This is a genomic window from Streptomyces composti (assembly GCF_012034205.1).
Classification (GTDB): domain Bacteria; phylum Actinomycetota; class Actinomycetes; order Streptomycetales; family Streptomycetaceae; genus Streptomyces; species Streptomyces composti.
Map to the genome: position 1 here is coordinate 48,600 of NZ_JAATEM010000002.1, position 20,706 is coordinate 69,305.

Sequence of the window (20,706 nt, forward strand, 5' to 3'; positions counted from 1 at the left end):
GACTTCGACAGAAAGGGACGGGTAACCGGTGTCGACGCCGTTCTATGTCTCACCTCAGCAGGCGATGGCCGACCGGGCGGAGTACGCCCGCAAGGGCATCGCCCGGGGACGCAGCCTGGTGGTGCTGCAGTACGCCGACGGAATCGTCTTCGTCGGCGAGAATCCGTCCCGCGCGCTGCACAAGTTCAGCGAGATCTACGACCGGATCGGCTTCGCCGCGGCCGGCAAGTACAACGAGTACGAGAACCTCCGCATCGGCGGTGTCCGCTACGCCGACCTGCGGGGCTACACCTACGACCGGGCCGATGTGACGGCCCGCGGCCTGGCGAACGTCTACGCCCAGACCCTGGGCACCATCTTCTCCAGCGCGGGGGAGAAGCCCTACGAGGTCGAGCTGGTCGTGGCCGAGGTGGGGGAGACCCCCGAGCAGGACCAGATCTACCGCCTGCCGCACGACGGCTCCATCGTCGACGAGCACGGCTCGGTGGCGGTGGGCGGCAACGCGGAGCAGATCAGCAGCTACCTGGACCAGCGCCACCGCGACGGCATGACCCTGGCGGAGGCCCTGCACCTCGCCGTCCAGGCCCTGTCCCGCGACACCAACGGCAGCGAGCGGGAGATCCCCGCCGAGCGCCTGGAAGTGGCGGTCCTCGACCGCACCCGCCCCCAGAAGCGCAAGTTCCGCCGCATCACCGGCCGCCAGCTCGTCCGCCTCCTGGAAGAGGGCGCCCCCTCCTCCTCGGACTCCGCCTCTCCCGGCAAGGGCGACTCCTCCGAGTGACCCCTGACCCCGCGAGCCCGCCCACCCCGCCCACGGAGTGAGCGGGCTCGCCGGCTTCATCGGCCGGCGCCGGCGGGGCGAGGCGCTGACCGGCATGCGCCTCTTCAGGCCCGTACCGGCGCCGTGGACCCCCTCACGATGAGCCTCACCGGAATGTCCCCCTGCTCGGGCTCCTCGCCCTCCAGGACCGCCAGCAGCGCCCGCATCCCCCGCTCCCCGAACAGTTCCGCATCCAGCCGCACCGTCGTCAGCTCGGGATCGATGGCCGTGGCCACCGCCAGATCATCGATGCCCGTGACCGACAGATCCTCCGGGATCCGCAACCCCACCCGCCGCGCGGCCTTGTACGTCCCCGCCGCCAGCTGATCGTCGTCGCACACCACCGCCGTGGGCCGCTCCGCGCCCTCCAGGGCACCCCGTACCGCCGCCTCCGCCCCCTTGATGGAGATCGGCGACCGCACCGTCCGCAGCCGCGTCCCCGGCACTTCCGCCAGCCGCGCCGCCAGTTCCCGCGCCCGCACCTCGAACGTCCACGAGGGCACATCGGCCGCCAGATGCAGGAAGTCCCGGTGGCCGAGCCCCAGCAGATGCTCCGCGACCTGCCGCACCCCGTCCGCGATGTCGAGATTGACCGTCGCCGTCCCCGGCCCTTCCGGGTCGCTGTCCAGCATCACCAGCGGCAGCTGGTCCCCGCCCCCGCCGCCCCCGCGCCCGTGATCCCCGCGGAGGGCGCTCACCGCATCCGCCGCCATCGAGGAGGCGATCACCCCGTCCAGAGCGGCCTGCGCCGACGCGAAGGGGTCCCGCGCCGGCCCGATGCCCTCCGGTGAGGGATACAGCACCACCCCGAACCCGTGCCGCGCGGCGACCCGCGCCGCCCCGGTGTATACACCGGCGAAGAACTCCGTGGTGAGCGCGGGCACCACCAGCAGCACCGTCCGCGTCCGCCCCAGCCGCAGGTTCCGCGCCGCGAGATTGGGCCGGTACCCCAGCTCCGCCGCGGCCGCCCGCACCCGCTCCGCGGTGGCCGCCGAGACCCTGCCCTTCCACTTGCCGCCGAGCACCAGGCTCACCGCGGCCTGCGAGACACCCGCGGCCCGGGCGACATCCCGGCTGGTGGGGCGCGTACTGGCTCGTGGCACCGTCGGGCCGCTCTCTCTCGTACCTCGCAAGGGCTGCTCTCGAAGAGGGTGCTCTTGAAGGGCTGCTCTCGTATGGACTGGCGAACAGGCGCCATGGTACGTATGGAGACGGAAGTTATACGTAAAACCTGGTGAGCGGAGGGCCGGCATGGCCACGGGATACCTGGACGTCCTCCGGGCACGGCACGCCACCCGGCTGCTGGTGGGCACGCTCGTCGGCCGCCTGCCGAACGCGACCGCCGCCATCGCCGTCGTGCTCTTCGTGCGCGCGGAGGGCGGCTCGTACAGCCTCGCCGGCGCGCTGGCCGCGGTCTACGGCCTGTTCAACGCCGTCGGCCAGCCGGTCCTCGGCCGCCTGGTCGACCTGCGCGGCCAGCCACGCGTGCAGCTGCCCGCGGCCGTGCTCTCGGCCCTGGCGATGGCGGTCTTCGCCTGGGCGGGCATCCAGCCGCAGGCCCTCGCCTACGCCGCCGTGGCCGCCGCCGGGCTGTTCACGCCGCCCCTGGAGGGCGGCCTGCGCGCCCTGTGGTCCTCGGTGCTGCCCCGCGAGGAGCAGGTGCACCGCGCCTACGCGATGGACGCCGTGGCCCAGGAGGTGATGTTCACCGTGGGACCGCTCCTGGTCACCCTGTGCGTCTCCCTGTGGTCCGCCCAGGCCGCCCTGCTGCTGATCAACGCCGTCGGCGTGCTCGGCGCGCTCTCCGTGGTCGTCTCGCCGCCCTCCCGCACCTGGCGCTCGGCACCCCGTGAGGCCCACTGGCTGGGCGCCCTGCGCTCTCCGGGGCTGCTGGCGCTGCTCGGGGCCTTCCTCTGCGTGGGGATGGCCCTGGGGTCCATCACGGTCGCCTCGGTGCCGTACGCGGACGAGCACGGCGGGGACCGGGTGTACGGCTGGCTGATGGCCGGAATCGGCCTGGGCGCGCTGATCGGCGGCATGGCGTACGGGGCCCGGCAGTGGAGTGGTCCGCCCGGACGGCGACTGCAGATCCTGGTCGCGATGCTGACGGTCTGTTACCTGCCGCTGACTCTGATGCCCGGCGCGGTGGCCATGACGCTGCTCGCCGTGGTCGCCGGTCTGTTCCTCGCGCCCGCCATCGCCTGTGCCTTCGTGCTGGTCGACCGGCACGCGCCGCGCGGCACGGTGACGGAGGCGTTCTCCTGGCTGGTGACCACCTTCACGGTCGGCGCCTCGGCCGGCACCGGCCTCGCCGGGCCCGTCGTGGAGGCGGGCGGCGCCCAGTGGGGCTTCGCCCTGCCGGCCGCCGCGGGTGGCGTGTCCTCGCTGGTTTTGGCCGTCACCAGGAGGGTATTGGCAGGTCCCGCCAGGGGAGCGGTGGTGGCCGCCGGTTCGGAAAATGATCCGAACCGAGCCGCCGAACCCCGTTTCAGTTCGGGGGATCGGGCGTAATGTTCCATCATGGACCGCCGCATTTTCGGGCTGGAGAACGAGTACGGCGTCACGTGCACGTTCAGGGGACAGCGCCGCCTGTCGCCTGACGAGGTGGCGCGGTACCTCTTCCGCCGTGTCGTGTCATGGGGCCGAAGCAGCAATGTCTTTCTGCGCAACGGCGCCCGCCTCTATCTCGACGTGGGGTCACACCCGGAATACGCCACACCCGAGTGTGACAACGTGACCGAACTGGTCACCCACGACAAGGCCGGCGAGCGCATTCTCGAAGGACTCCTGGTGGACGCCGAACGACGCCTGCACGAGGAGGGAATCGCGGGCGACGTCTACCTCTTCAAGAACAACACCGACTCGGCGGGCAACTCCTACGGCTGCCACGAGAACTACCTGGTGGCCCGGCACGGGGAGTTCTCCCGGCTCGCGGACATCCTCATCCCGTTCCTGGTCACCCGGCAGCTGCTGTGCGGCGCCGGCAAGGTGCTGCAGACGCCGCGCGGCGCGGTGTACTGCGTCAGCCAGCGGGCGGAGCACATCTGGGAGGGCGTCTCCTCGGCGACGACCCGGTCCAGGCCGATCATCAACACCCGCGACGAGCCGCACGCGGACGCCGAGCGCTACCGCCGGCTGCACGTCATCGTCGGCGACTCGAACATGTCCGAGACGACCATGCTGCTCAAGGTCGGCGCCACCGACCTGGTGCTGCGCATGATCGAGGCGGGTACGGTGATGCGGGACCTCACCCTGGAGAACCCGATCCGGGCGATCCGCGAGGTCAGCCACGACATCACCGGCCGGCGCAAGGTGCGCCTGGCCAGCGGACGCGAGGCCAGCGCGCTCGAGGTGCAGCGCGAGTACTACGAGAAGGCGCTGGACTTCTGCGAGCGCCGCGGCATCCGCACCGGCACCGTCGAGCGGGTGCTGGAGCTGTGGGGACGCACCCTGGAGGCGATCGAGACCGAGGACCTGGACCGGATCGACACCGAGATCGACTGGGTCATGAAGTACAAGCTGCTCGAGCGCTACCGCGCCAAGCACAACATGACCATGTCGCATCCGCGGGTCGCCCAGATAGACCTCGCCTACCACGACATCCACCGCCGTCGTGGCCTGTACTACCTGCTGGAGAAGAAGGGCCAGGCCGCCAGGATCTGCAACGATCTGAAGATCTTCGAGGCCAAATCGGTGCCCCCGCAGACCACCCGGGCCCGGCTGCGCGGCGACTTCATCCGCCGCGCCCAGGAGCAGCGCCGCGACTTCACGGTCGACTGGGTGCATCTCAAGCTCAACGACCAGGCACAGCGGACCGTGCTGTGCAAGGACCCGTTCCGCGCGGTGGACGACCGGGTGGAGAAGCTGATCGCCGGCATGTGAGGCACCGGCGTGTGAGACGCAGGGACGTGCGTCACCCGCTCGTGGGACACACGTCGGACCCACGTGGGACAGGAGCGTCAAGGGAGACGAAAATCTCCGGAACGTGACAGGGGCGCCGTTCGTTACACCGTGCGGCGCCCTTCTCACTGCGTAGAGTTGCGCGCACGCCACTGACAAGATCGACGATTACGAGGCCCCCACCGTGCGCCGACGCTCACTCCTCATTGCCGTTCCCGCCGGACTGGTCACCCTCGCCGCCTGCGGCGACGACAAGGGTGATTCGGGCAAGGCCAGCGATAGCGCCGAGCCGTCGGCGCCCGAGACCTCGGCCGCGCCCCCGCCGAAGATCGTGGACGGCCCGCTGCCCGCCATCACCGCCGGCACGGGGTTCGACGAGAAGCCGACCGTGGCCAAGGGCAGCGGAGAGCCGTCCAAGGACCTCGCGGTGAAGACCGTCATCGCCGGCAACGGCCGCACGGTCGCCGAGAACGACTACGTGGTGGCCAACTACCTCGGCCAGATCTGGGCCACCGGCAAGGTCTTCGACAACTCCTACGACCGCGGAGCCCGCCTCGCCCTCCCGCTCACCCAGGGCCAGATCATCGACGGCTGGCGCTACGGCCTGATCGGCAAGAAGGCCGGCAGCCGGGTCGAGATGGCCGTCCCGCCCACCTGGGGCTACGGCAAGCAGGGCAACCCGCAGGCCGGCATCAAGGGCACCGACACGCTGGTGTTCGTGGTGGACGTGCAGGGCACCTTCAACGCCAGGAGCAGCGCCGAGGGCTCGGAGGTGGCCCAGGACGACATCGGCCTGCCCAAGGTCGGTACCAACACCGACGGCAAGGCCCCCTCCATCAAGGTGCCCGACGCCGCCGCGCCCGAGGAGCTCGTGGCGAACTACGTCATCGAGGGCGACGGGGAGAAGGTCGGCGCCCAGGACAGCGTGCTGGTGCAGTACAAGGGCGTGCTGTGGGACGGCGGCAAGGAGTTCGACTCCACGTACAAGCGCGGACAGCTCACCTCGTTCTCGCTGCAGCAGGTCGTCAAGGGCTGGTCGCAGGGCCTGACCGGCAAGAAGGTCGGCAGCCGGGTCCTGATCGTCATCCCGCCGAAGCTGGGCTACGGCGACAACCCGCCGCAGGGCAGCGGGATCAAGAAGGACTCCACGCTGGTCTTCACCGTGGACATCCTCGCCAAGCTCTGACCCCGGCGGGATGCAAGACTGGGTGTGTTCGCCTTTCCGCAGACAAGCAGGAGCTATTGACGTGAGCATCGACAAGCCCGAGATCGACTTCCCGGGCGGCGAGCCCCCGGCGGACCTCGAGATCAAGGACATCTGGGAGGGCGACGGAGAGGTCGCGCAGGCGGGCCACACGGTCACCGTGCACTACGTGGGCGTCGCCTTCAGCACCGGCGAGGAGTTCGACGCCAGCTGGAACCGCGGCACGCCCTTCCGTTTCCCGCTGGGCGCGGGCCGGGTCATCAAGGGCTGGGACCAGGGCGTGCAGGGCATGAAGGTCGGAGGCCGCCGCCAGCTGACCATCCCGGCGCACCTCGCCTACGGCAACCAGAGCCCCACCCCGGCGATCAAGCCTGGTGAGACGCTGATCTTCGTGGTGGATCTGCTCGGAGTCTGATCGAAGCCGATCATCCGGGGCCCATGCCTGATCGGGCATGGGCCCTCCGCTTTTGCCGCGACACCGCGGAGCGGTACGGTCATCGGTCGTAAGCACCATAGGGAGAAGGGCGTCGATGGCCATTGCCAAGGCCGAGCGGCTGATGAACCTGGCGCTGTGTCTGCTCGGGACGCGGCGACCGCTCACCAAGCGCGAGCTGCGTGAGTCCATCGAGGCCTATCTCGAGGCGGGCAGCGACGAGTCCTTCAACCGCATGTTCGAGCGCGACAAGGACGATCTGCGCGAACTCGGGCTGGTCATCGAGATTGTGGAGAACCTCGACGGCGAGGCCGGCTACCTGGCCCGCCGCGACAGCAACCGGCTGCCGCCCATCACCCTGGACGCCGAGGAGGCCGCCGCCCTCGGACTCGCCGCCAAGGTGTGGCAGCAGGCCCGGCTGGCCGGAGCGGCCAGCGGCGCCCTGCAGAAGCTGCGCGCCGCCGGACTCCCCGAGGACGTCGACCCGTACGGCGCGCACAGCGCCCTGGAGCCGCGCATCCCGGTGCACGAGGCCGCGTTCGAACCGCTGATGCTGGCCTGCCGCGACCGCCGCCCGGTCGTCTTCGACTACCGCAAGGCCACCGCCGCCCAGCCGGAGCAGCGGCATGTGGAGCCCTGGGCGCTGGAGTGCTGGCGCGGCCACTGGTACCTGGCCGGCTGGGACCGCGACCGGGGGGCCGAGCGGGTCTTCCGGCTCTCCAGGATCACCGGCAAGGTCCGCTCCCGCACCGGCCGCTTCACCGCCCCGGTGCCCGACGTCGTCACCGTGCGCGAGACGGTGGCGAGCTGGGCGGGGGAGATCGCCGACCGCTCCGCGCGGATCCTGCTGCGCTCCGGCGCCGGCTACCCCCTTCGGGCGAAGGCCACCGCGGTGCGGGAACGCGGCGACGGCTGGGACGAGTTGGAGATTCCGTACGGGCACGGCCTGGACGCCTGGCTGGTGGAGTTCGGCCCCGATGTGGTGGTCCTGGAGCCGGCCGAGCTGCGGGCCGACGTGGTGGACCGGCTGCGCGCCGTCGCCAAGGGCTGAGGGGGAGCGGAAAGAGACGTGGCAGGCAAACCGGCCAGGACCGTGAACGCCATCGACCAGACCCGGCGGATGCTGTCCCTGGTGACCTACCTCAGGGAGCGGCCCGGCGCCCGGATCGAGGACGTGGCGCGCGCCTTCGGCATCACCGAGGACGAGCTGGTCTCCGACCTCGACGTGCTGCCCATGTGCGGCACCAGCTTCCGCGGCGGCGATCTGCTGGACATCGACACCGACGGCGAGCGCATCTGGTGGCACAACCCCGCCGCCCTCGGCGCGGAGACGGCCGAGCCGCTGCGGCTCGCCGCCGACGAGGCCACCGCCCTGCTGGTCGCCGCCCGCGCCGTCGCCACACTGCCCGGCCTCAGGGAGAGCGACCGCCAGGCGCTGCTGCGGGCCACCGCCAAGGTGGAGGCGGCGGCCGGCGAGGCGGCAGGCGCCAGCTCCCGGCTGTCGGTGACCTTCGAGTCCGAGGGCGGCGTCTTCGCCGACGTGGACCGGGCCATCTCCGAGCGGCGCAGACTGTGGATCCGCTACTACTCGCCCGCCCGCGACGAGGTCACCGAGCGGGAGATCGACCCCATCCGCCTGGTCAGCGTCGGCCACACGTATGTGGAGGCGTGGTGCCGCCGCTCCGAGGCGCGCCGCACCTTCCGGCTCGACCGGGTCGCCGAGATCAAGATTCTGGACGAGCCGTCACAGCCGCCCGAGATCGAGCTGCGGGACCTCTCGGCGGGGCTGGTGCAGCCGGCCGCGGAGGACCCGGAGGTGGTGGTGGAGGTCGGCCCCGGCGGGCGCTGGGTCGCCGAGTACTACCCGCACGACAGCGCCGAGGAGCTGCCCGACGGCGGTCTGCGGATCACCCTGCGCACCCCCGATCCGGCGTCCCTGCGCCGGCTGGCGCTGCGGCTCGGCCGGGACGGGCGGATCGTGGAGCCCCGGGAGCTGGCCGAGAGCGCCCGGCAGGCGGCCCGCGAGGCGCTGGCGGCCTACGACGGGGTCGAGGCGGCCGGGTGAGGCGGCGACCGGTGGAGCGGGCCGCGGCACCGACGGGCCGGGCGGCCGCGGGCGGCAGGCAGGACGACAGGCAGGAGCGAGTGCTTTGAGCGAGTCGGCGACGTCCGGAGCGCGGGGGATGACGGTGGCGTCCGCTTTCGCCGGGATGCGGAACGCGGCCCCGGTGAGGTTCCGGGCGGGCTGCCCGGACTGCCGGGGGCGGTTCGAGCTCTCCGCGAGCGCGCTGCGGCTGGCGATAGGCGCCAGCAGCCGCACCACCTTCTACTCCTTCACCTGCCCCGACTGCGGGGCGGCCGTGCGCAAGCCGGCGGGGGAGCGGATCGTGCAGCTGCTCACCGGCGGCGGTGTGCGCACCCTGCGGCTGCACTCGACCGCGTAGAACTGTCTCCCGGAGGGCGGGCGGCGGGCGACTCCCGTGGTGAGACCCGCGGCGAGGCCCCGCGCACGCCCCGTGCCCGGCACGGTCTAGGCTCGCCTCATGTTCTGGCCGATGTTCGCGGTTGCTCTGGGCTTTCTGGGACTCGTGGTCCTGGGGGTGTTCGCCGTCCGGGTGTTCCTGGAGGCCGAGCGGCTCGGCAGACAGGTCTCCGAGTCCGCGCGCCGCATCAGCCGCGCCGCGGAGGACCTGGAGCGGGCGGCGGCCGGTGCGGCACGCTCGGCCGAGGCACTCTGAGTGCACCCTCCGTCAGCTCTCGGTGTGCGGCCGGTACGTCTCTGACACGGCTTGCACCGCTTCGCCCTGTCACCTCGCCGCCGCCGACAGGTACGCTGCTGATGCGGCCCGGAGAACGAGGCCCGGTCCGCGGACGGGAGTACGTGCGGGGGATGCACGGGGATTGCCTCGCGTTCACCCCCGAGAGTTACGATCGCTGCACGACACGATCGATCGGACAGCTGTCCGGCCGGTCGGACAGCACCGCCACCCCCAGCAGCCTCGGTGAGAAGGTAAAGACTTATGTTCGGAAAGCTCGGAGCCCCCGAGATCATTCTCATCCTCGTCGTCATCATCCTGCTGTTTGGCGCGAAGAAGCTTCCGGACATGGCGCGGTCGCTCGGCAAGTCCGCGCGCATCCTCAAGAGCGAGGCCAAGGCGATGAAGGAGGACAAGTCCTCCGCCCCGGCCGACCCGCCGAACCCGGGCGAGCAGCCCCCGGCGCAGCGCACCATCCAGGCCGCCCCCGGCGACGTCACCAGTTCCCGCCCGGTGACGGAGCCGACGGACACGACCAAGCGCTGACGCAGGGCCGGTGAGTACCGGCCCGCCGCACGAGATGGGAACGTGGGTTGCTCAAGTCTGCCCGCAAGCAGGAGAAGGATCCCGAAGGGCGGATGCCCCTCGCGGAACACCTCCGTGAGCTCCGCAACCGGCTCGCGAAGGCGCTGGTGGCCATCGTCCTGGTGACGGTCGTCGCGGCCTTCTTCTACAACGAGATCATCAACTTCTTCACCGAGCCGATCCTGAGGGCGGTCGGGTGCCAGCAGTCCTTCGAGGAGCTGGCCAAGCTCGACGAGGAAACCCAGTGCGCCCGGATCACCATCAACGGTCTGCTCACCCCCTTCACGCTGGCGCTGAAGGTCTCCCTGATGGCCGGCGTGGTGCTGGCCTCGCCGATCTGGCTCTACCAGCTGTGGGCCTTCGTCGCGCCGGGGCTGCACCGGCACGAGAAGAAGTACGCCTACGCCTTCGTCGCCACCGGCGTCCCGCTCTTCGTCGGCGGCGCCTACTTCGCCTACCGGGTGCTGCCCACCACCGCCAAGGTGCTCATCGAGTTCACGCCGTTCGGCGTGGACAACCTGCTGCCGCTGGACGACCTGCTCGACCTGGTCACGCGCATGGTCGTGGTCTTCGGCCTCTCCTTCGAGCTGCCGCTGCTGCTGATCATGCTGAACTTCACCGGGAGCCTCAGCGGCAAGCGCATGCTCGGCTGGTGGCGCGGCATGATCCTGAGCATCACGCTGTTCGCGGCGATCGCCACGCCGAGCACCGACCCGCTGACCATGCTGGCGCTGGCCGGACCGATCTGGGTGCTGTACTTCGGCGCGGTCGCCGTCGCCCTGCTCAACGACCGGCGCAGGCGCCGCATCGAGGCCATGGGGCCCGGCGACGACGAGGCCTCCGAGCTGGACCTCACGCCCGAGCCGGTCGAACCGGCCGAGCCCGTGGCCGCGCTGCCCGAGCAGAGCAGCAAGGACCGGGTCAACGGTTATGACGACGTGACCTGACGAACCGGCCGGACCTCGTATGGTCCTTCCGTGACCAGCGAGATCACCCTCTTCGTCAACCCCACCGCGGGACGCGGCCGGGGCGCCCGCGCGGCGCAGCCGGCCGCCGCCGCGTTCCGGGCCGCCGGATTCTCCGTGCGCACCGTCCTCGGCGACGGCCCCGAGGACGCACTGGACCAGGCGCGCAAGGCCGTCGACCAGGGCACCGGTGCGCTGGTCGCCGTCGGCGGCGACGGCATGGCGCATCTGGCCCTGCAGGCCGTGGTCGGCACCGGCACCCCCTTCGGTCTGATCGCCGCCGGGACCGGCAACGACTTCGCGCGGTCCCTCGGACTGCCGCTGCGGGACCCGGCCGCGGCCGGCCGGATGACCGCCGACGCCCTGAAGTGCGGCCGGGTGCGCGACATCGACCTCGGGCGGGTCGGCGACCGCTGGTTCGGTGCGGTGCTCGCGTCCGGCTTCGACTCCCGCGTCAACGACCGCGGCAACCGGCTGCGGATGCCGCTCGGCCGCTACAAGTACGACGTGGCCGTGGTCGCCGAGCTGGCCGCCTTCCGGCCCCTGCCGTACCGGATCACGCTGGACGGCGGCGAGGTGCGCGAAGTGGAGGCCACTCTGGTGGCCGTCGGCAACGGCCCGTCCTACGGCGGCGGCATGCGGATATGCCCCGGCGCCGACCTCTCCGACGGGCTCTTCGACATCACCGTGGTCGGCGCGTGCAGCCGGGCCACGCTGCTGCGGGTGTTCCCCAGGGTCTACCGGGGCACCCATGTCGACCACCCCGTGGTCACCGTGCTGCGTGCCTCGTCCGTCGAACTGGCCGCCGACGACGTGACCGCCTACGCCGACGGCGAGCCGGTGGGCCGCCTCCCGCTGACCGCCCGCTGCGTCCCGGCGGCGGTGCGAGTGGTCGGTCCCTGAACCGGGCTGCGGTGGTGCTACCGGCTCCGGCGGTCGCGGTGCCCCGAGCCGTGCGGCCCTGAGCTGGGCGGATGCGGCCCCCGGCCGGGAGCGATCACGTCAATGATCGTCCTGTTGTCGGTGCGGACCGGTACGCTCGAAGAACGATGACTCAGGACCTCTCACCGGCCGAGCGGTACGCGGCAGCACGCAGGCGCGCTGCCGAGCAGGCCACCGCGCTCGCCTCCTTCCGCGAGATGTACGACTTCGGCCTCGACCCCTTCCAGATCGAGGCCTGCAAGGCTCTCGAGGCGGGCAAGGGAGTGCTGGTGGCGGCCCCCACCGGCTCCGGCAAGACGATCGTCGGCGAATTCGCCGTCCACCTGGCCCTGAAACAGGGCAAGAAGTGCTTCTACACCACGCCGATCAAGGCGCTGTCCAACCAGAAGTACGCCGACCTGTGCCGCCGCTACGGTGCCGAGAAGGTCGGCCTGCTCACCGGCGACAACAGCCTGAACTCCGAGGCGCCGGTGGTCGTGATGACCACCGAGGTGCTGCGGAACATGCTCTACGCCGGTTCCCAGACGCTGCTCGGCCTCGGCTATGTGGTGATGGACGAGGTGCACTACCTCTCCGACCGCTTCCGCGGCGCCGTCTGGGAGGAGGTGATCATCCACCTCCCCGAGTCGGTGACCCTGGTGTCACTGTCGGCGACGGTGTCCAACGCGGAGGAGTTCGGCGACTGGCTGGACACGGTCCGCGGCGACACCGAGGTGATCGTCTCCGAGCACCGGCCCGTGCCGCTGTTCCAGCACGTGCTGGCCGGCCGCCGCATATACGACCTGTTCGAGGAGGGGGAGGGGCAGCGCAGGGCCGTCAACCCCGACCTGCTGCGCATGGCCCGCCTGGAGGCGAGCCGCCCTTCCTACGGCGACCGCAGGCGCGGCCGCGCCATGCGCGACGCCGACCGCGAGCGGGAGCGCCGGCAGCGCTCGCGCGTGTGGACGCCCAGCCGGCCCGAGGTCATCGAGCGGCTCGACGCCGAGGGCCTGCTGCCCGCGATCACCTTCATCTTCAGCCGGGCCGCCTGCGAGGCCGCCGTCCAGCAGTGCCTGTACGCGGGCCTGCGGCTCAACGACGAGGCGGCCCGCGCCGAGGTCCGCGCCCTGGTCGAGGAGCGCACCGCCTCCATCCCGCCCGAGGACCTGCACGTCCTCGGCTACTACGAGTGGCTGGAGGGCCTGGAGCGGGGCATCGCCGCCCACCACGCGGGCATGCTGCCGACCTTCAAGGAGGTCGTGGAGGAGCTGTTCGTGCGCGGTCTGGTCAAGGCCGTGTTCGCCACCGAGACCCTCGCCCTCGGCATCAACATGCCCGCCCGTTCGGTGGTGCTGGAGAAGCTGGTCAAGTGGAACGGCGAGCAGCACGCCGACATCACCCCCGGCGAGTACACCCAGCTGACCGGCCGGGCGGGCCGGCGCGGCATCGACGTCGAGGGGCATGCGGTGGTGCTGTGGCAGCGCGGCATGAACCCCGAGCACCTCGCCGGTCTCGCCGGCACCCGCACCTATCCGCTCCGCTCCAGCTTCAAGCCGTCGTACAACATGGCGGTCAACCTGGTCGAGCAGTTCGGCCGGCACCGCTCCCGTGAGCTGCTCGAGACGTCGTTCGCGCAGTTCCAGGCGGACAAGTCGGTGGTCGGCATCTCGCGGCAGGTGCAGCGCAACGAGGAGGGTCTGGCCGGCTACAAGGCCTCCATGACCTGCCACCTCGGCGACTTCGAGGAGTACGCGCGGCTGCGCCGCGAACTGAAGGACCGGGAGACGGAGCTGGCCCGGCAGGGCGTCGCCCAGCGCCGCGCCGAGGCGGCCGTCGCGCTGGAGAAGCTCCGGCCCGGCGACGTGATCCACGTCCCCGCCGGCCGGCACGCGGGCCTGGCCCTGGTCCTCGACCCGGGGCTGCCCGCGGGCCGCACCAACGGCCACCGCGGTCTGGAGTATCACGACGGCCCGCGTCCGCTGGTGCTCACCGCCGAACGGCAGGTCAAGCGGCTGGCGTCGGTGGACTTCCCGGTGCCGGTCGAGCCGCTGGAGCGGATGCGGATCCCGAAGTCCTTCAATCCGCGCTCCCCGCAGTCCCGTCGCGACCTCGCCTCGGCGCTGCGCACCAAGGCCGGGCACATCCCTCCGGAGCGGCACCGCAAGCGCCGCTCCCAGGCGGCCGACGACCGGGAGATCGCCCGGCTGCGCAAGGCGATCAGGGCCCATCCCTGCCACGGTTGCAACGACCGCGAGGACCACGCCCGCTGGGCCGAGCGCTACCACCGGCTGCTGCGCGACACCACGCGGCTGGAGCAGCGCATCGAGGGCCGGACGAACACCATCGCCCGCACCTTCGACCGGATCGTCGCGCTGCTGACCGAGATGGACTATCTGCGCGGCGACGAGGTCACCGAGCACGGCAAGCGCCTCGCCCGCCTCTACGGCGAACTCGACCTGCTGGCCAGCGAGTGCCTGCGCGAGGGCGTCTGGGAGGGGCTCGCCCCCGCCGAACTCGCCGCCTGCGTCTCGGCCCTGGTGTACGAGGCGAGGGTCGGCGACGACGCGCTGGCGCCCAAACTGCCGTCCGGCCGGGCCAAGGCGGCGCTCGGCGAGATGGTGCGCATCTGGGGCCGGCTCGACGCCCTGGAGGAGGAGTTCCGCATCAGCCAGACCGAGGGCGTGGGCCAGCGCGAGCCCGACCTCGGCTTCGCCTGGGCCGCGTACATGTGGGCCTCGGGCAGGGGGCTGGACGAGGTGCTGCGCGAGGCGGAGATGCCGGCCGGTGACTTCGTGCGCTGGTGCAAGCAGGTCATCGACGTGCTCGGCCAGATCGCGGCCGCCGCGCCCGCGGTGGAGGGCTCGACGGTCGCCAGGAACGCCCGCAGGGCGGTCGACCAGCTGCTGCGCGGGGTGGTGGCCTACTCCTCCGTGGGCTGACTCCTCCTGCCGCATCGGCGGACCGGCCCCGCCCGAGCTCGAGAGCCCGGCGTGCATCGTGCGCGCCGGGCTCTCGCATCCTGTGCGCCCCCCGCCGGGCGCATCACCGCCCTCCGGCCGGGAAAGGCTCAGTGGGCCGCCCGCCGAGGGCCCTTCCTCACCCCTTACGGTGAGCGATTTTCGTACGCGCGTACGCGGTGACGGCTCGTGTTCGAACGCTGGCGCAGCGTGCAAATGACCCGAGGGTACTCCTGTCCCCGGTCCCGTTTCAGGCACTTGCTGAATATGACTCGGCGATGATCCGGTCGGACTAAGCTCGCCCGCAGCGCACCGAGTTGGGGTGAATTCGTGCGCTTGTTCCCCAATGTGCCAGTTCCGACCCGCTAGTTCCCCGAACCATCAGCCGACTTGTTTCAGAGGGCCCACATGGCGAGTGACCAACTTCCTTATGCGCGCGTGCTGTTGCTGCCGGCCATACTGATGGCCGCGGCGACCGGAGCCGCCGTCGCCCTGGTGACGGAGCCCGCCCGGATCGCCGTCGGAGTCTGTGGTGCCGTCGCCACCCTGCTCGTGACCGCCGCGTCGGCCGAGTCCGCACGCCGCGGACGGCAGCTGCGCAACGCCCGAGCCGAGTTCGAGCGTCACCGTGCGTATCTGGAGGCCCGGATCGCCGCCCACGACACGGAGACGAAGCACTTCACCGACGAGGTGCTGCCCGCCGCGCTCGACCACATGCACCGCGGCAACGAGGTCCGGGAGGTGCTGCGCGACCTGCCCCGGCTCAACCCGGCCTGGGAGCACCTGCCGCAGTACCAGCTCGACCTGCTGCAGAGGGTGCTGTCCATCATCGACTACGAGGAGACCCTGCGGGACTCCAACCAGCGCTCCTTCGTCAGCATCGCCCGCCGTGTCCAGTCCATCGTCCATCAGCAGGCCGAGGAACTGCGGGAGATGGAGGAGGACCACGGGCGCAACCCGGAGGTCTTCGACGACCTGCTGCGCATCGACCACGGCAACGCGCTGATCGGCCGCCTCGCCGACTCCATCTCCGTCCTCGGCGGCGGCCGCCCCGGACGTCAGTGGCCCCACCCGGTCGCGCTCTACAGCGTGCTGCGCGGCGCCATGTCCCGCATCCTCGAGTACCGGCGCATCGACCTGAAGTCCATCGCCAAGGTCAACGTCAAGGGCATCTGCGTCGAACCCGTCATCCACGCCGTCGCCGAGCTCCTCGACAACGCCACCCGCTACTCGCCGCCGCAGACCAAGGTGCACGTCACCGCGATCGAGGTGCAGACCGGCGTCGCCATCGAGATCGAGGACGCCGGCGTCAACTTCGACGAGAAGGCTCGCGCCCGGCTCGAGGGCATGCTGGAGCAGGCCATGGCCGGCAACGACATCCAGGAGATCGGCGCCAACCCCAGGCTCGGCCTCTCCGTGGTGGGCCGGCTCTGCGCCCAGTACAAGATGCAGATCTCGCTGCGGCCCTCCGCCTACGGCGGCATCCGCGCCGTACTGATCGTGCCGAAGGACATGCTGACCGACGAGCCCGGCGTCGGCCTCGCGCACGGCATCGGCGCCACCTCCGTGCCCCAGCCGGTCGACATGCTCCCCGGCCCCAAGCGCGCCCCCAAGAAGCGCCGCCCCACCAGCCCCCGCGTCCCCGCCTCGGTGCCCATGGAGGACGACGTCCCCGAGGTCACGGAGTGGACCCCGAACGGACTGCCGCAGCGCCGCAGCCGGGTCAAGACCCCGATGCACCAGCGCTACGCGGAGAAGGCCGCCGCGGAGCGCGAGGAGCGGGAGGCCGCCGCGCGCGGCGAGAAGACCATCTGGTCCAGGGCCGAGTCCACCCCCGAGCCGGAACCCGGGAAGAAGGAGGAGAAGCGCGAGCCCGGTCTGTGGGTCGACGCCTTCTGGGAGGGCCTGAAGGAGGGCCTGGAACCCGGCGTCCACCCCACCGACTTCACCCGTAACCCCACCGCCTACCTGCATCTCATCAACGATCCGGCCCGTACCGAGGCCGACGACGAGGGGGACCTCAAGTGATCCGGCAACGAGCCAACTTCGACTGGATGCTCAAGGAACTCGCCGACGGCGCACCCGGCGTGGAGATGGTCGTGGTGCTCTCGGCCGACGGTCTGCGCCTCGCCCGCTACGGCGGCGACCAGGACGCCGCCGACCGGGTCGCCGCCGCCTGTGCCGGCGTGCAGAGCCTCGCGGGCGCCGTCGCCCAGGAACTGCCCTACAGCGACGGCGAGATGCAGATGGTGCTCATCGAGCTCAAGGGCGGCTACTTCTACCTCATGGCCGCGGGCGACAACGCCTACCTCGCGGTGCTCTCCGACATGACCTGCGAACCCGGCCGCATGAGCGGCATGATGCGCGACCTCGTGGTCCGCATCGGCGCCCATCTCACCACCCCGCCCCGAAGGAACGGGCAGGCCGTATGACTCCTCCGCAACGCACACGGCGCACACCGGGGGAGGACCCGCCTCCCCGGTCCGCCGAGACCCAGAAGGGCCCGAAGAGCAACCCGGAGCGCATCTACGTCGTCGCCGACCCCGAGGGCGAACGGGCCGAACTCGACCTGGTGACCCTGATCGTCGCCACGTCCCCGGACCCGCCGAGCTCCGCCACCCCCGAGCAGGCGGCGCTGCTCCGGCTCTGCTCCGCCCCCCTGTCCGTGGCCGAGCTCTCGGCCTACCTGAACCTGCCGTTCAGCGCGGTGACCGCACTGCTCACCGAGATGCTGACGGCGGAACTGGTCCAGGCACGCGCCCCGATCGTCCGCCAGGCGCTGCCCGACCGTTCCCTTCTCGAAGCGGTGATGCATGGACTTCAAAGGCTCTGAGACCGTCCCGGGCCCCCGCACCGAGGACCGGCTGCCGCAGACCGCGCAGGCCGCGGCCAAGATCGTGATCGTGGGCGGCTTCGGGGTCGGCAAGACGACCATGGTCGGCTCCGTCAGCGAGATCAGACCGCTGACCACCGAGGAGACCATGACGCAGGCCGGCATCGGCGTCGACGACAACTTCGGGTCCGCGTCCAAGACCGCCACCACCGTGGCCATGGACTTCGGCCGGATCCGCATCACCGAGCAGCTGGTGCTGTACCTGTTCGGCACCCCCGGCCAGGAGCGCTTCTGGTTCCTGTGGAACGGCCTGTTCGAGGGCGCGCTCGGCGCGGTCGTGCTGGTCGACACCCGTCGCCTGGAGGTCAGCTTCGACGTGATGGGCCGGCTCGAGGAGCGCGGCGTGCCGTTCGTCGTCGCCGTCAACACCTTCCCGGACGCGCCCCGGTACCCGATCCCCGAGCTGCGCACCGCGCTCGATCTGCCCGAGGACGTGCCGATCGTGGAGTGCGACGTGCGGCGCCGCGCCTCCAGCCGGGACGTGCTGCTGACCCTCATGCGGTTCCTGCACTCGCTCGCCATGTCGGGCTCGCTCACCTGACCCGCGCACCAGCCCCCCACGCACCGCCTCACTCCCTTCGTCCCTCATTCCCGGAGCGACCACTGTGACGTCAGAAACCCACCCCCCGACCGGAACGGACGCCTCCAGGCTCACCCCGCCCCCCGGCTGCCCCGCACACGGGCGGGGACCCGGGGGGCTGGCCCGGCTGCACGAGTCGGACGACCTGAAGAAGCTGTACGAGGAGCTGCGGGCCGAGCACGGCCCGGTGGCGCCCGTGCTGCTGCACGACGACGTGCCCGTGTGGATCGTCCTCGGCCACGCCGAGAACCTGCACATGGTGAGCACGCCCACCGTCTTCACCCGCGACAGCCGCATCTGGTCCCCGCTCCGGGAGGGCATGGTCAAGCCCGACCACCCGCTGATGCCGCACATCGCCTGGCAGCCGATGTGCGCCCACGCCGAGGGCGAGGAGCACACCCGGCTGCGCGGCGCCATCGACTCCGCCGTCGCCACGCTCAACTTCCGCACCCTGCGCCGCCACATCAACCGCGCCACCCAGCGGATCGTCAACACCTTCTGCGAGGCGGGGGAGGCCGAGCTCGTCAGCCAGTACGCCGAGCATCTGCCGATGGCCGTGATGTGCCAGATCCTCGGCATGCCGGACGAGTACAACGACCGGATCGTGCAGGCCGCGCGGGACATGCTGCGGGGCACCGAGACCGCCATCGCCAGCAACGCGTACATCATGGACGCGCTCGGGCGGCTCACCGCACAGCGCAGGGCGCATCCGCAGGACGACTTCGCCAGCCATCTCATCACCCACCCGGCCGGGCTCACCGACGACGAGGTCCGCGAGCACCTGAGGGTGGTGCTGATCGCCGCCTACGAGGCCACCGCCAACCTGCTCGCCAATGTGCTGCGCACCGTGCTGATCGACCCGCGCTTCCGCGCCCAGCTCAACGGCGGGCAGATGACCGTTCCTCAGGCGGTGGAGCAGCTGCTGTGGGACGAGCCGCCGTTCAGCACGATCTTCGCCTACTTCGCCAAGCAGGACACCGAGCTGGGCGGGCAGCGCATCCGCAGGGGCGACGGTCTGCTGCTGGCGCCGATCGCCGCCAACGTCGACCCGCGCGTGCGGCCCGACCCGACCGCCGACATGATGGGCAACCGCGCCCACCTCGCCTTCAGCGGCGGCCCGCACGAGTGCCCCGGCCAGGACATCGGGCGTGTGATCGCCGAGATCGGTGTGGACGCGCTGCTGATGCGGCTGCCCGACGTGGAGCTGAGCATCGACGAGGAGGAGCTGCGCTACACCGAGTCCATCGCCTCGCGGCACCTGGTGGAGCTGCCGGTGTACTTCACTCCGCGCGAGCCGCAGGACATCAACGAGCGGCCCAACCACGACGCCAAGCGGGACCCGTCGGCCACCGACTGGCACATCGGCGGGCCGGACCCGTTCGCGCCGCACTCCCGTCCCTCCGCGCAGCGGGTTCCGCAGCCGGGCGTCCGTCCCGGGCGCACCGCCACAGCCGCCCCGGTCCCGGTGCCCCGGCAGCAGACCGAACCGACGGCACCCACCGCGCCGGCCGCGCCGGCAGCTCCGGCCGCACCTGCGGCAACGGCGCAGCAGCCCCCGGCACCCCAGCCGCCGCAGCTGGTCCCCCCGCCGCCGCCCGCCGCGCCGGCCCCGCCGCGGAACCTGTGGCAGCGGTTCCTGCGCTGGTGGCGCGGCGACCTCTACTGACCGGACCGGCCGGATTCGCCGGACTGACCGGACTGACCGGACGCGCCGGACCGGCCGGCGGTCCAGTTCTCGTAGGAGGCCCAGGCCGCGAGCACTCGCCCGCTGCGGAAGCGGCGCGCGGCACCGGTCACCGGGTCGGTGAACTCCAGTGTCCGTGCCAGCAGTTGCAGCGGGCGCCGGAAGTCGTCGGCCGGTACGGGGCCGGTCACCTCCGGGTAGAGCGGGTCGCCGAGGATGGGCACGCCCAGGGCGGTCATGTGCACCCGCAGCTGATGAGTCTGGCCGGTGTGCGGCACCAGCCGGTACCGGCCCAGCCCGTCCGCACGGTGCTCCAGCAGGGCGATCTCGCTGACCGCGTTGGGCTCACCGGCCACCTCACGGGCGGTCAGCACACCGCGCTCCTTCACGATCCTGCTGCGCACGGTCCGGGGGAGGTCCAGCGCCGGGTCGTACGGTGCCACCGCCTCGTACTCCTTGCGCACCCCCCGGTCGCGGAACAGCCTCTGGTAGGCGCCGCGCTCCTCGGGACGCACGGTGAACAGCACCAGGCCCGCGGTGAGCCGGTCCAGCCGGTGCGCGGGACTGAGCGTGGGGATGCCCAGCCTGCGGCGCAGGCGGGCGAGCGCGGTCTCGGCGACATGCCGGCCGCGGGGGGTGGTGGCCAGGAAGTGAGGTTTGTCGGCGACCACGATGTGCTCGTCCCGGTGCACGACCTCCAGCGGGAACGGCACCGGCACCTCCTCGGGCAGCTCCCGGTGGAACCAGACGAACAGCCCCGGCCGGTAGGGCGTGTCCGCGGGCACCGGCCGCCCGTCCGCCCCGACGATCTGCCCGGCGTCGAACATCGAGTCCACCACACCGGGCCCGGCCGCGAGCCGCTCCACCAGATGGTCCCGGACCGTGCGCCACGTCCCGCCGGCCGGCAGCCGCACCCGCACCGGGTCGACCCCCTCCCGCTGCGGCAGCGGAGCGGGCGGAACCATTCGCCTGCGTCTCACGACCGCCAAGCCTACGAGCCCGGCCCAC

At 71.6% G+C, this 20,706-nt stretch carries 20 protein-coding genes; 18 read left to right on the forward strand and 2 right to left on the reverse strand.

The window, feature by feature from the left end; translation table 11 throughout:
* Positions 1–28 precede the first annotated feature (28 nt).
* On the forward strand, positions 29–781 hold the full coding sequence (gene prcA, locus HCJ93_RS01865; RefSeq protein WP_167990464.1) for a proteasome subunit alpha: 753 nt from the start codon (positions 29–31) through the stop codon (positions 779–781).
* A gap of 104 nt (positions 782–885) precedes the next feature.
* Here the strand turns inward: prcA and HCJ93_RS01870 are convergent, their stop codons facing one another.
* Positions 886–1,923: a LacI family DNA-binding transcriptional regulator gene (locus HCJ93_RS01870; RefSeq protein WP_167990466.1), complete on the reverse strand. Its 1,038-nt coding sequence runs from the start codon at positions 1,921–1,923 to the stop codon at positions 886–888.
* Between the two features lie 148 nt (positions 1,924–2,071).
* On the opposite strand from HCJ93_RS01870, the gene HCJ93_RS01875 reads away from it, so the two are divergent.
* The 17 genes from HCJ93_RS01875 (at position 2,072) to HCJ93_RS01955 (ending at position 19,680) form a co-directional block, all read left to right on the forward strand.
* Positions 2,072–3,331: an MFS transporter gene (locus HCJ93_RS01875; protein WP_167990467.1), complete on the forward strand. Its 1,260-nt coding sequence runs from the start codon at positions 2,072–2,074 to the stop codon at positions 3,329–3,331.
* Positions 3,332–3,340: 9 nt separating this feature from the next.
* Positions 3,341–4,702 (forward strand): Pup--protein ligase, encoded by a 1,362-nt coding sequence (gene pafA, locus HCJ93_RS01880; RefSeq protein WP_167990469.1) that lies wholly within the window; start codon positions 3,341–3,343, stop codon positions 4,700–4,702.
* Between the two features lie 202 nt (positions 4,703–4,904).
* Complete coding sequence (locus HCJ93_RS01885; RefSeq protein WP_167990471.1) at positions 4,905–5,906, forward strand: FKBP-type peptidyl-prolyl cis-trans isomerase; 1,002 nt, start codon at positions 4,905–4,907, stop codon at positions 5,904–5,906.
* Positions 5,907–5,967: 61 nt separating this feature from the next.
* Positions 5,968–6,339, forward strand: a complete 372-nt coding sequence (locus HCJ93_RS01890; RefSeq protein WP_167990472.1) for an FKBP-type peptidyl-prolyl cis-trans isomerase — start codon at positions 5,968–5,970, stop codon at positions 6,337–6,339.
* Between the two features lie 115 nt (positions 6,340–6,454).
* Positions 6,455–7,408: a helix-turn-helix transcriptional regulator gene (locus tag HCJ93_RS01895; RefSeq protein ID WP_167990474.1), complete on the forward strand. Its 954-nt coding sequence runs from the start codon at positions 6,455–6,457 to the stop codon at positions 7,406–7,408.
* A gap of 18 nt (positions 7,409–7,426) precedes the next feature.
* On the forward strand, positions 7,427–8,422 hold the full coding sequence (locus tag HCJ93_RS01900) for a helix-turn-helix transcriptional regulator (RefSeq protein WP_167990475.1): 996 nt from the start codon (positions 7,427–7,429) through the stop codon (positions 8,420–8,422).
* A gap of 85 nt (positions 8,423–8,507) precedes the next feature.
* Positions 8,508–8,801, forward strand: coding sequence for a hypothetical protein (locus HCJ93_RS01905; RefSeq protein ID WP_167990477.1), 294 nt, complete (start codon positions 8,508–8,510; stop codon positions 8,799–8,801).
* A gap of 99 nt (positions 8,802–8,900) precedes the next feature.
* Positions 8,901–9,095, forward strand: coding sequence for a hypothetical protein (locus tag HCJ93_RS01910; protein WP_167990479.1), 195 nt, complete (start codon positions 8,901–8,903; stop codon positions 9,093–9,095).
* A gap of 282 nt (positions 9,096–9,377) precedes the next feature.
* Positions 9,378–9,659, forward strand: a complete 282-nt coding sequence (tatA, locus tag HCJ93_RS01915; RefSeq protein WP_167990480.1) for a Sec-independent protein translocase subunit TatA — start codon at positions 9,378–9,380, stop codon at positions 9,657–9,659.
* Positions 9,660–9,706: 47 nt separating this feature from the next.
* On the forward strand, positions 9,707–10,645 hold the full coding sequence (gene tatC / locus HCJ93_RS01920; RefSeq protein ID WP_167990482.1) for a twin-arginine translocase subunit TatC: 939 nt from the start codon (positions 9,707–9,709) through the stop codon (positions 10,643–10,645).
* A 30-nt stretch (positions 10,646–10,675) separates the two neighbouring features.
* A complete protein-coding gene (locus tag HCJ93_RS01925; RefSeq protein WP_167990484.1) occupies positions 10,676–11,566 on the forward strand; it encodes a diacylglycerol kinase in 891 nt (296 codons plus the stop codon).
* 146 nt (positions 11,567–11,712) lie between these two features.
* Positions 11,713–14,523, forward strand: a complete 2,811-nt coding sequence (locus HCJ93_RS01930; protein ID WP_167990486.1) for a DEAD/DEAH box helicase — start codon at positions 11,713–11,715, stop codon at positions 14,521–14,523.
* 426 nt (positions 14,524–14,949) lie between these two features.
* Entirely contained in the window at positions 14,950–16,569 is a 1,620-nt protein-coding gene (locus HCJ93_RS01935) for a sensor histidine kinase (protein WP_373563544.1), read from the forward strand.
* Complete coding sequence (locus tag HCJ93_RS01940) at positions 16,566–16,973, forward strand: roadblock/LC7 domain-containing protein (RefSeq protein WP_167990489.1); 408 nt, start codon at positions 16,566–16,568, stop codon at positions 16,971–16,973. Before HCJ93_RS01935 ends, HCJ93_RS01940 begins: the two co-directional genes overlap by 4 nt.
* Entirely contained in the window at positions 16,970–17,374 is a 405-nt protein-coding gene (locus HCJ93_RS01945; RefSeq protein ID WP_167990491.1) for a DUF742 domain-containing protein, read from the forward strand. Before HCJ93_RS01940 ends, HCJ93_RS01945 begins: the two co-directional genes overlap by 4 nt.
* Complete coding sequence (locus tag HCJ93_RS01950) at positions 17,355–17,975, forward strand: GTP-binding protein (RefSeq protein WP_167990492.1); 621 nt, start codon at positions 17,355–17,357, stop codon at positions 17,973–17,975. The genes HCJ93_RS01945 and HCJ93_RS01950 overlap by 20 nt, the downstream gene beginning before the upstream one ends.
* 64 nt (positions 17,976–18,039) lie before the next feature.
* A complete protein-coding gene (locus tag HCJ93_RS01955; RefSeq protein ID WP_167990494.1) occupies positions 18,040–19,680 on the forward strand; it encodes a cytochrome P450 in 1,641 nt (546 codons plus the stop codon).
* Here HCJ93_RS01955 and HCJ93_RS01960 read toward each other — a convergent pair.
* Positions 19,674–20,678 carry an RluA family pseudouridine synthase gene (locus tag HCJ93_RS01960; RefSeq protein ID WP_167990496.1) on the reverse strand — a complete coding sequence of 335 codons (1,005 nt, stop codon included), beginning with the start codon at positions 20,676–20,678 and terminating at the stop codon, positions 19,674–19,676. The genes HCJ93_RS01955 and HCJ93_RS01960 overlap by 7 nt on opposite strands.
* Positions 20,679–20,706: the final 28 nt, after the last annotated feature.

What these genes read in the sequence shown, in the direction of transcription:
- HCJ93_RS01875 (WP_167990467.1), top strand. Translation starts at nt 2,072, where the DNA reads ATGGCCACGGGATACCTGGACGTCCTCCGGGCACGGCACGCCACCCGG.
- pafA (WP_167990469.1), top strand. Translation starts at nt 3,341, where the DNA reads ATGGACCGCCGCATTTTCGGGCTGGAGAACGAGTACGGCGTCACGTGC.
- HCJ93_RS01895 (WP_167990474.1), top strand. Translation starts at nt 6,455, where the DNA reads ATGGCCATTGCCAAGGCCGAGCGGCTGATGAACCTGGCGCTGTGTCTG.
- HCJ93_RS01910 (WP_167990479.1), top strand. Translation starts at nt 8,901, where the DNA reads ATGTTCTGGCCGATGTTCGCGGTTGCTCTGGGCTTTCTGGGACTCGTG.
- tatA (WP_167990480.1), top strand. Translation starts at nt 9,378, where the DNA reads ATGTTCGGAAAGCTCGGAGCCCCCGAGATCATTCTCATCCTCGTCGTC.
- HCJ93_RS01930 (WP_167990486.1), top strand. Translation starts at nt 11,713, where the DNA reads ATGACTCAGGACCTCTCACCGGCCGAGCGGTACGCGGCAGCACGCAGG.
- HCJ93_RS01935 (WP_373563544.1), top strand. Translation starts at nt 14,950, where the DNA reads ATGGCGAGTGACCAACTTCCTTATGCGCGCGTGCTGTTGCTGCCGGCC.
- HCJ93_RS01945 (WP_167990491.1), top strand. Translation starts at nt 16,970, where the DNA reads ATGACTCCTCCGCAACGCACACGGCGCACACCGGGGGAGGACCCGCCT.
- HCJ93_RS01950 (WP_167990492.1), top strand. Translation starts at nt 17,355, where the DNA reads ATGGACTTCAAAGGCTCTGAGACCGTCCCGGGCCCCCGCACCGAGGAC.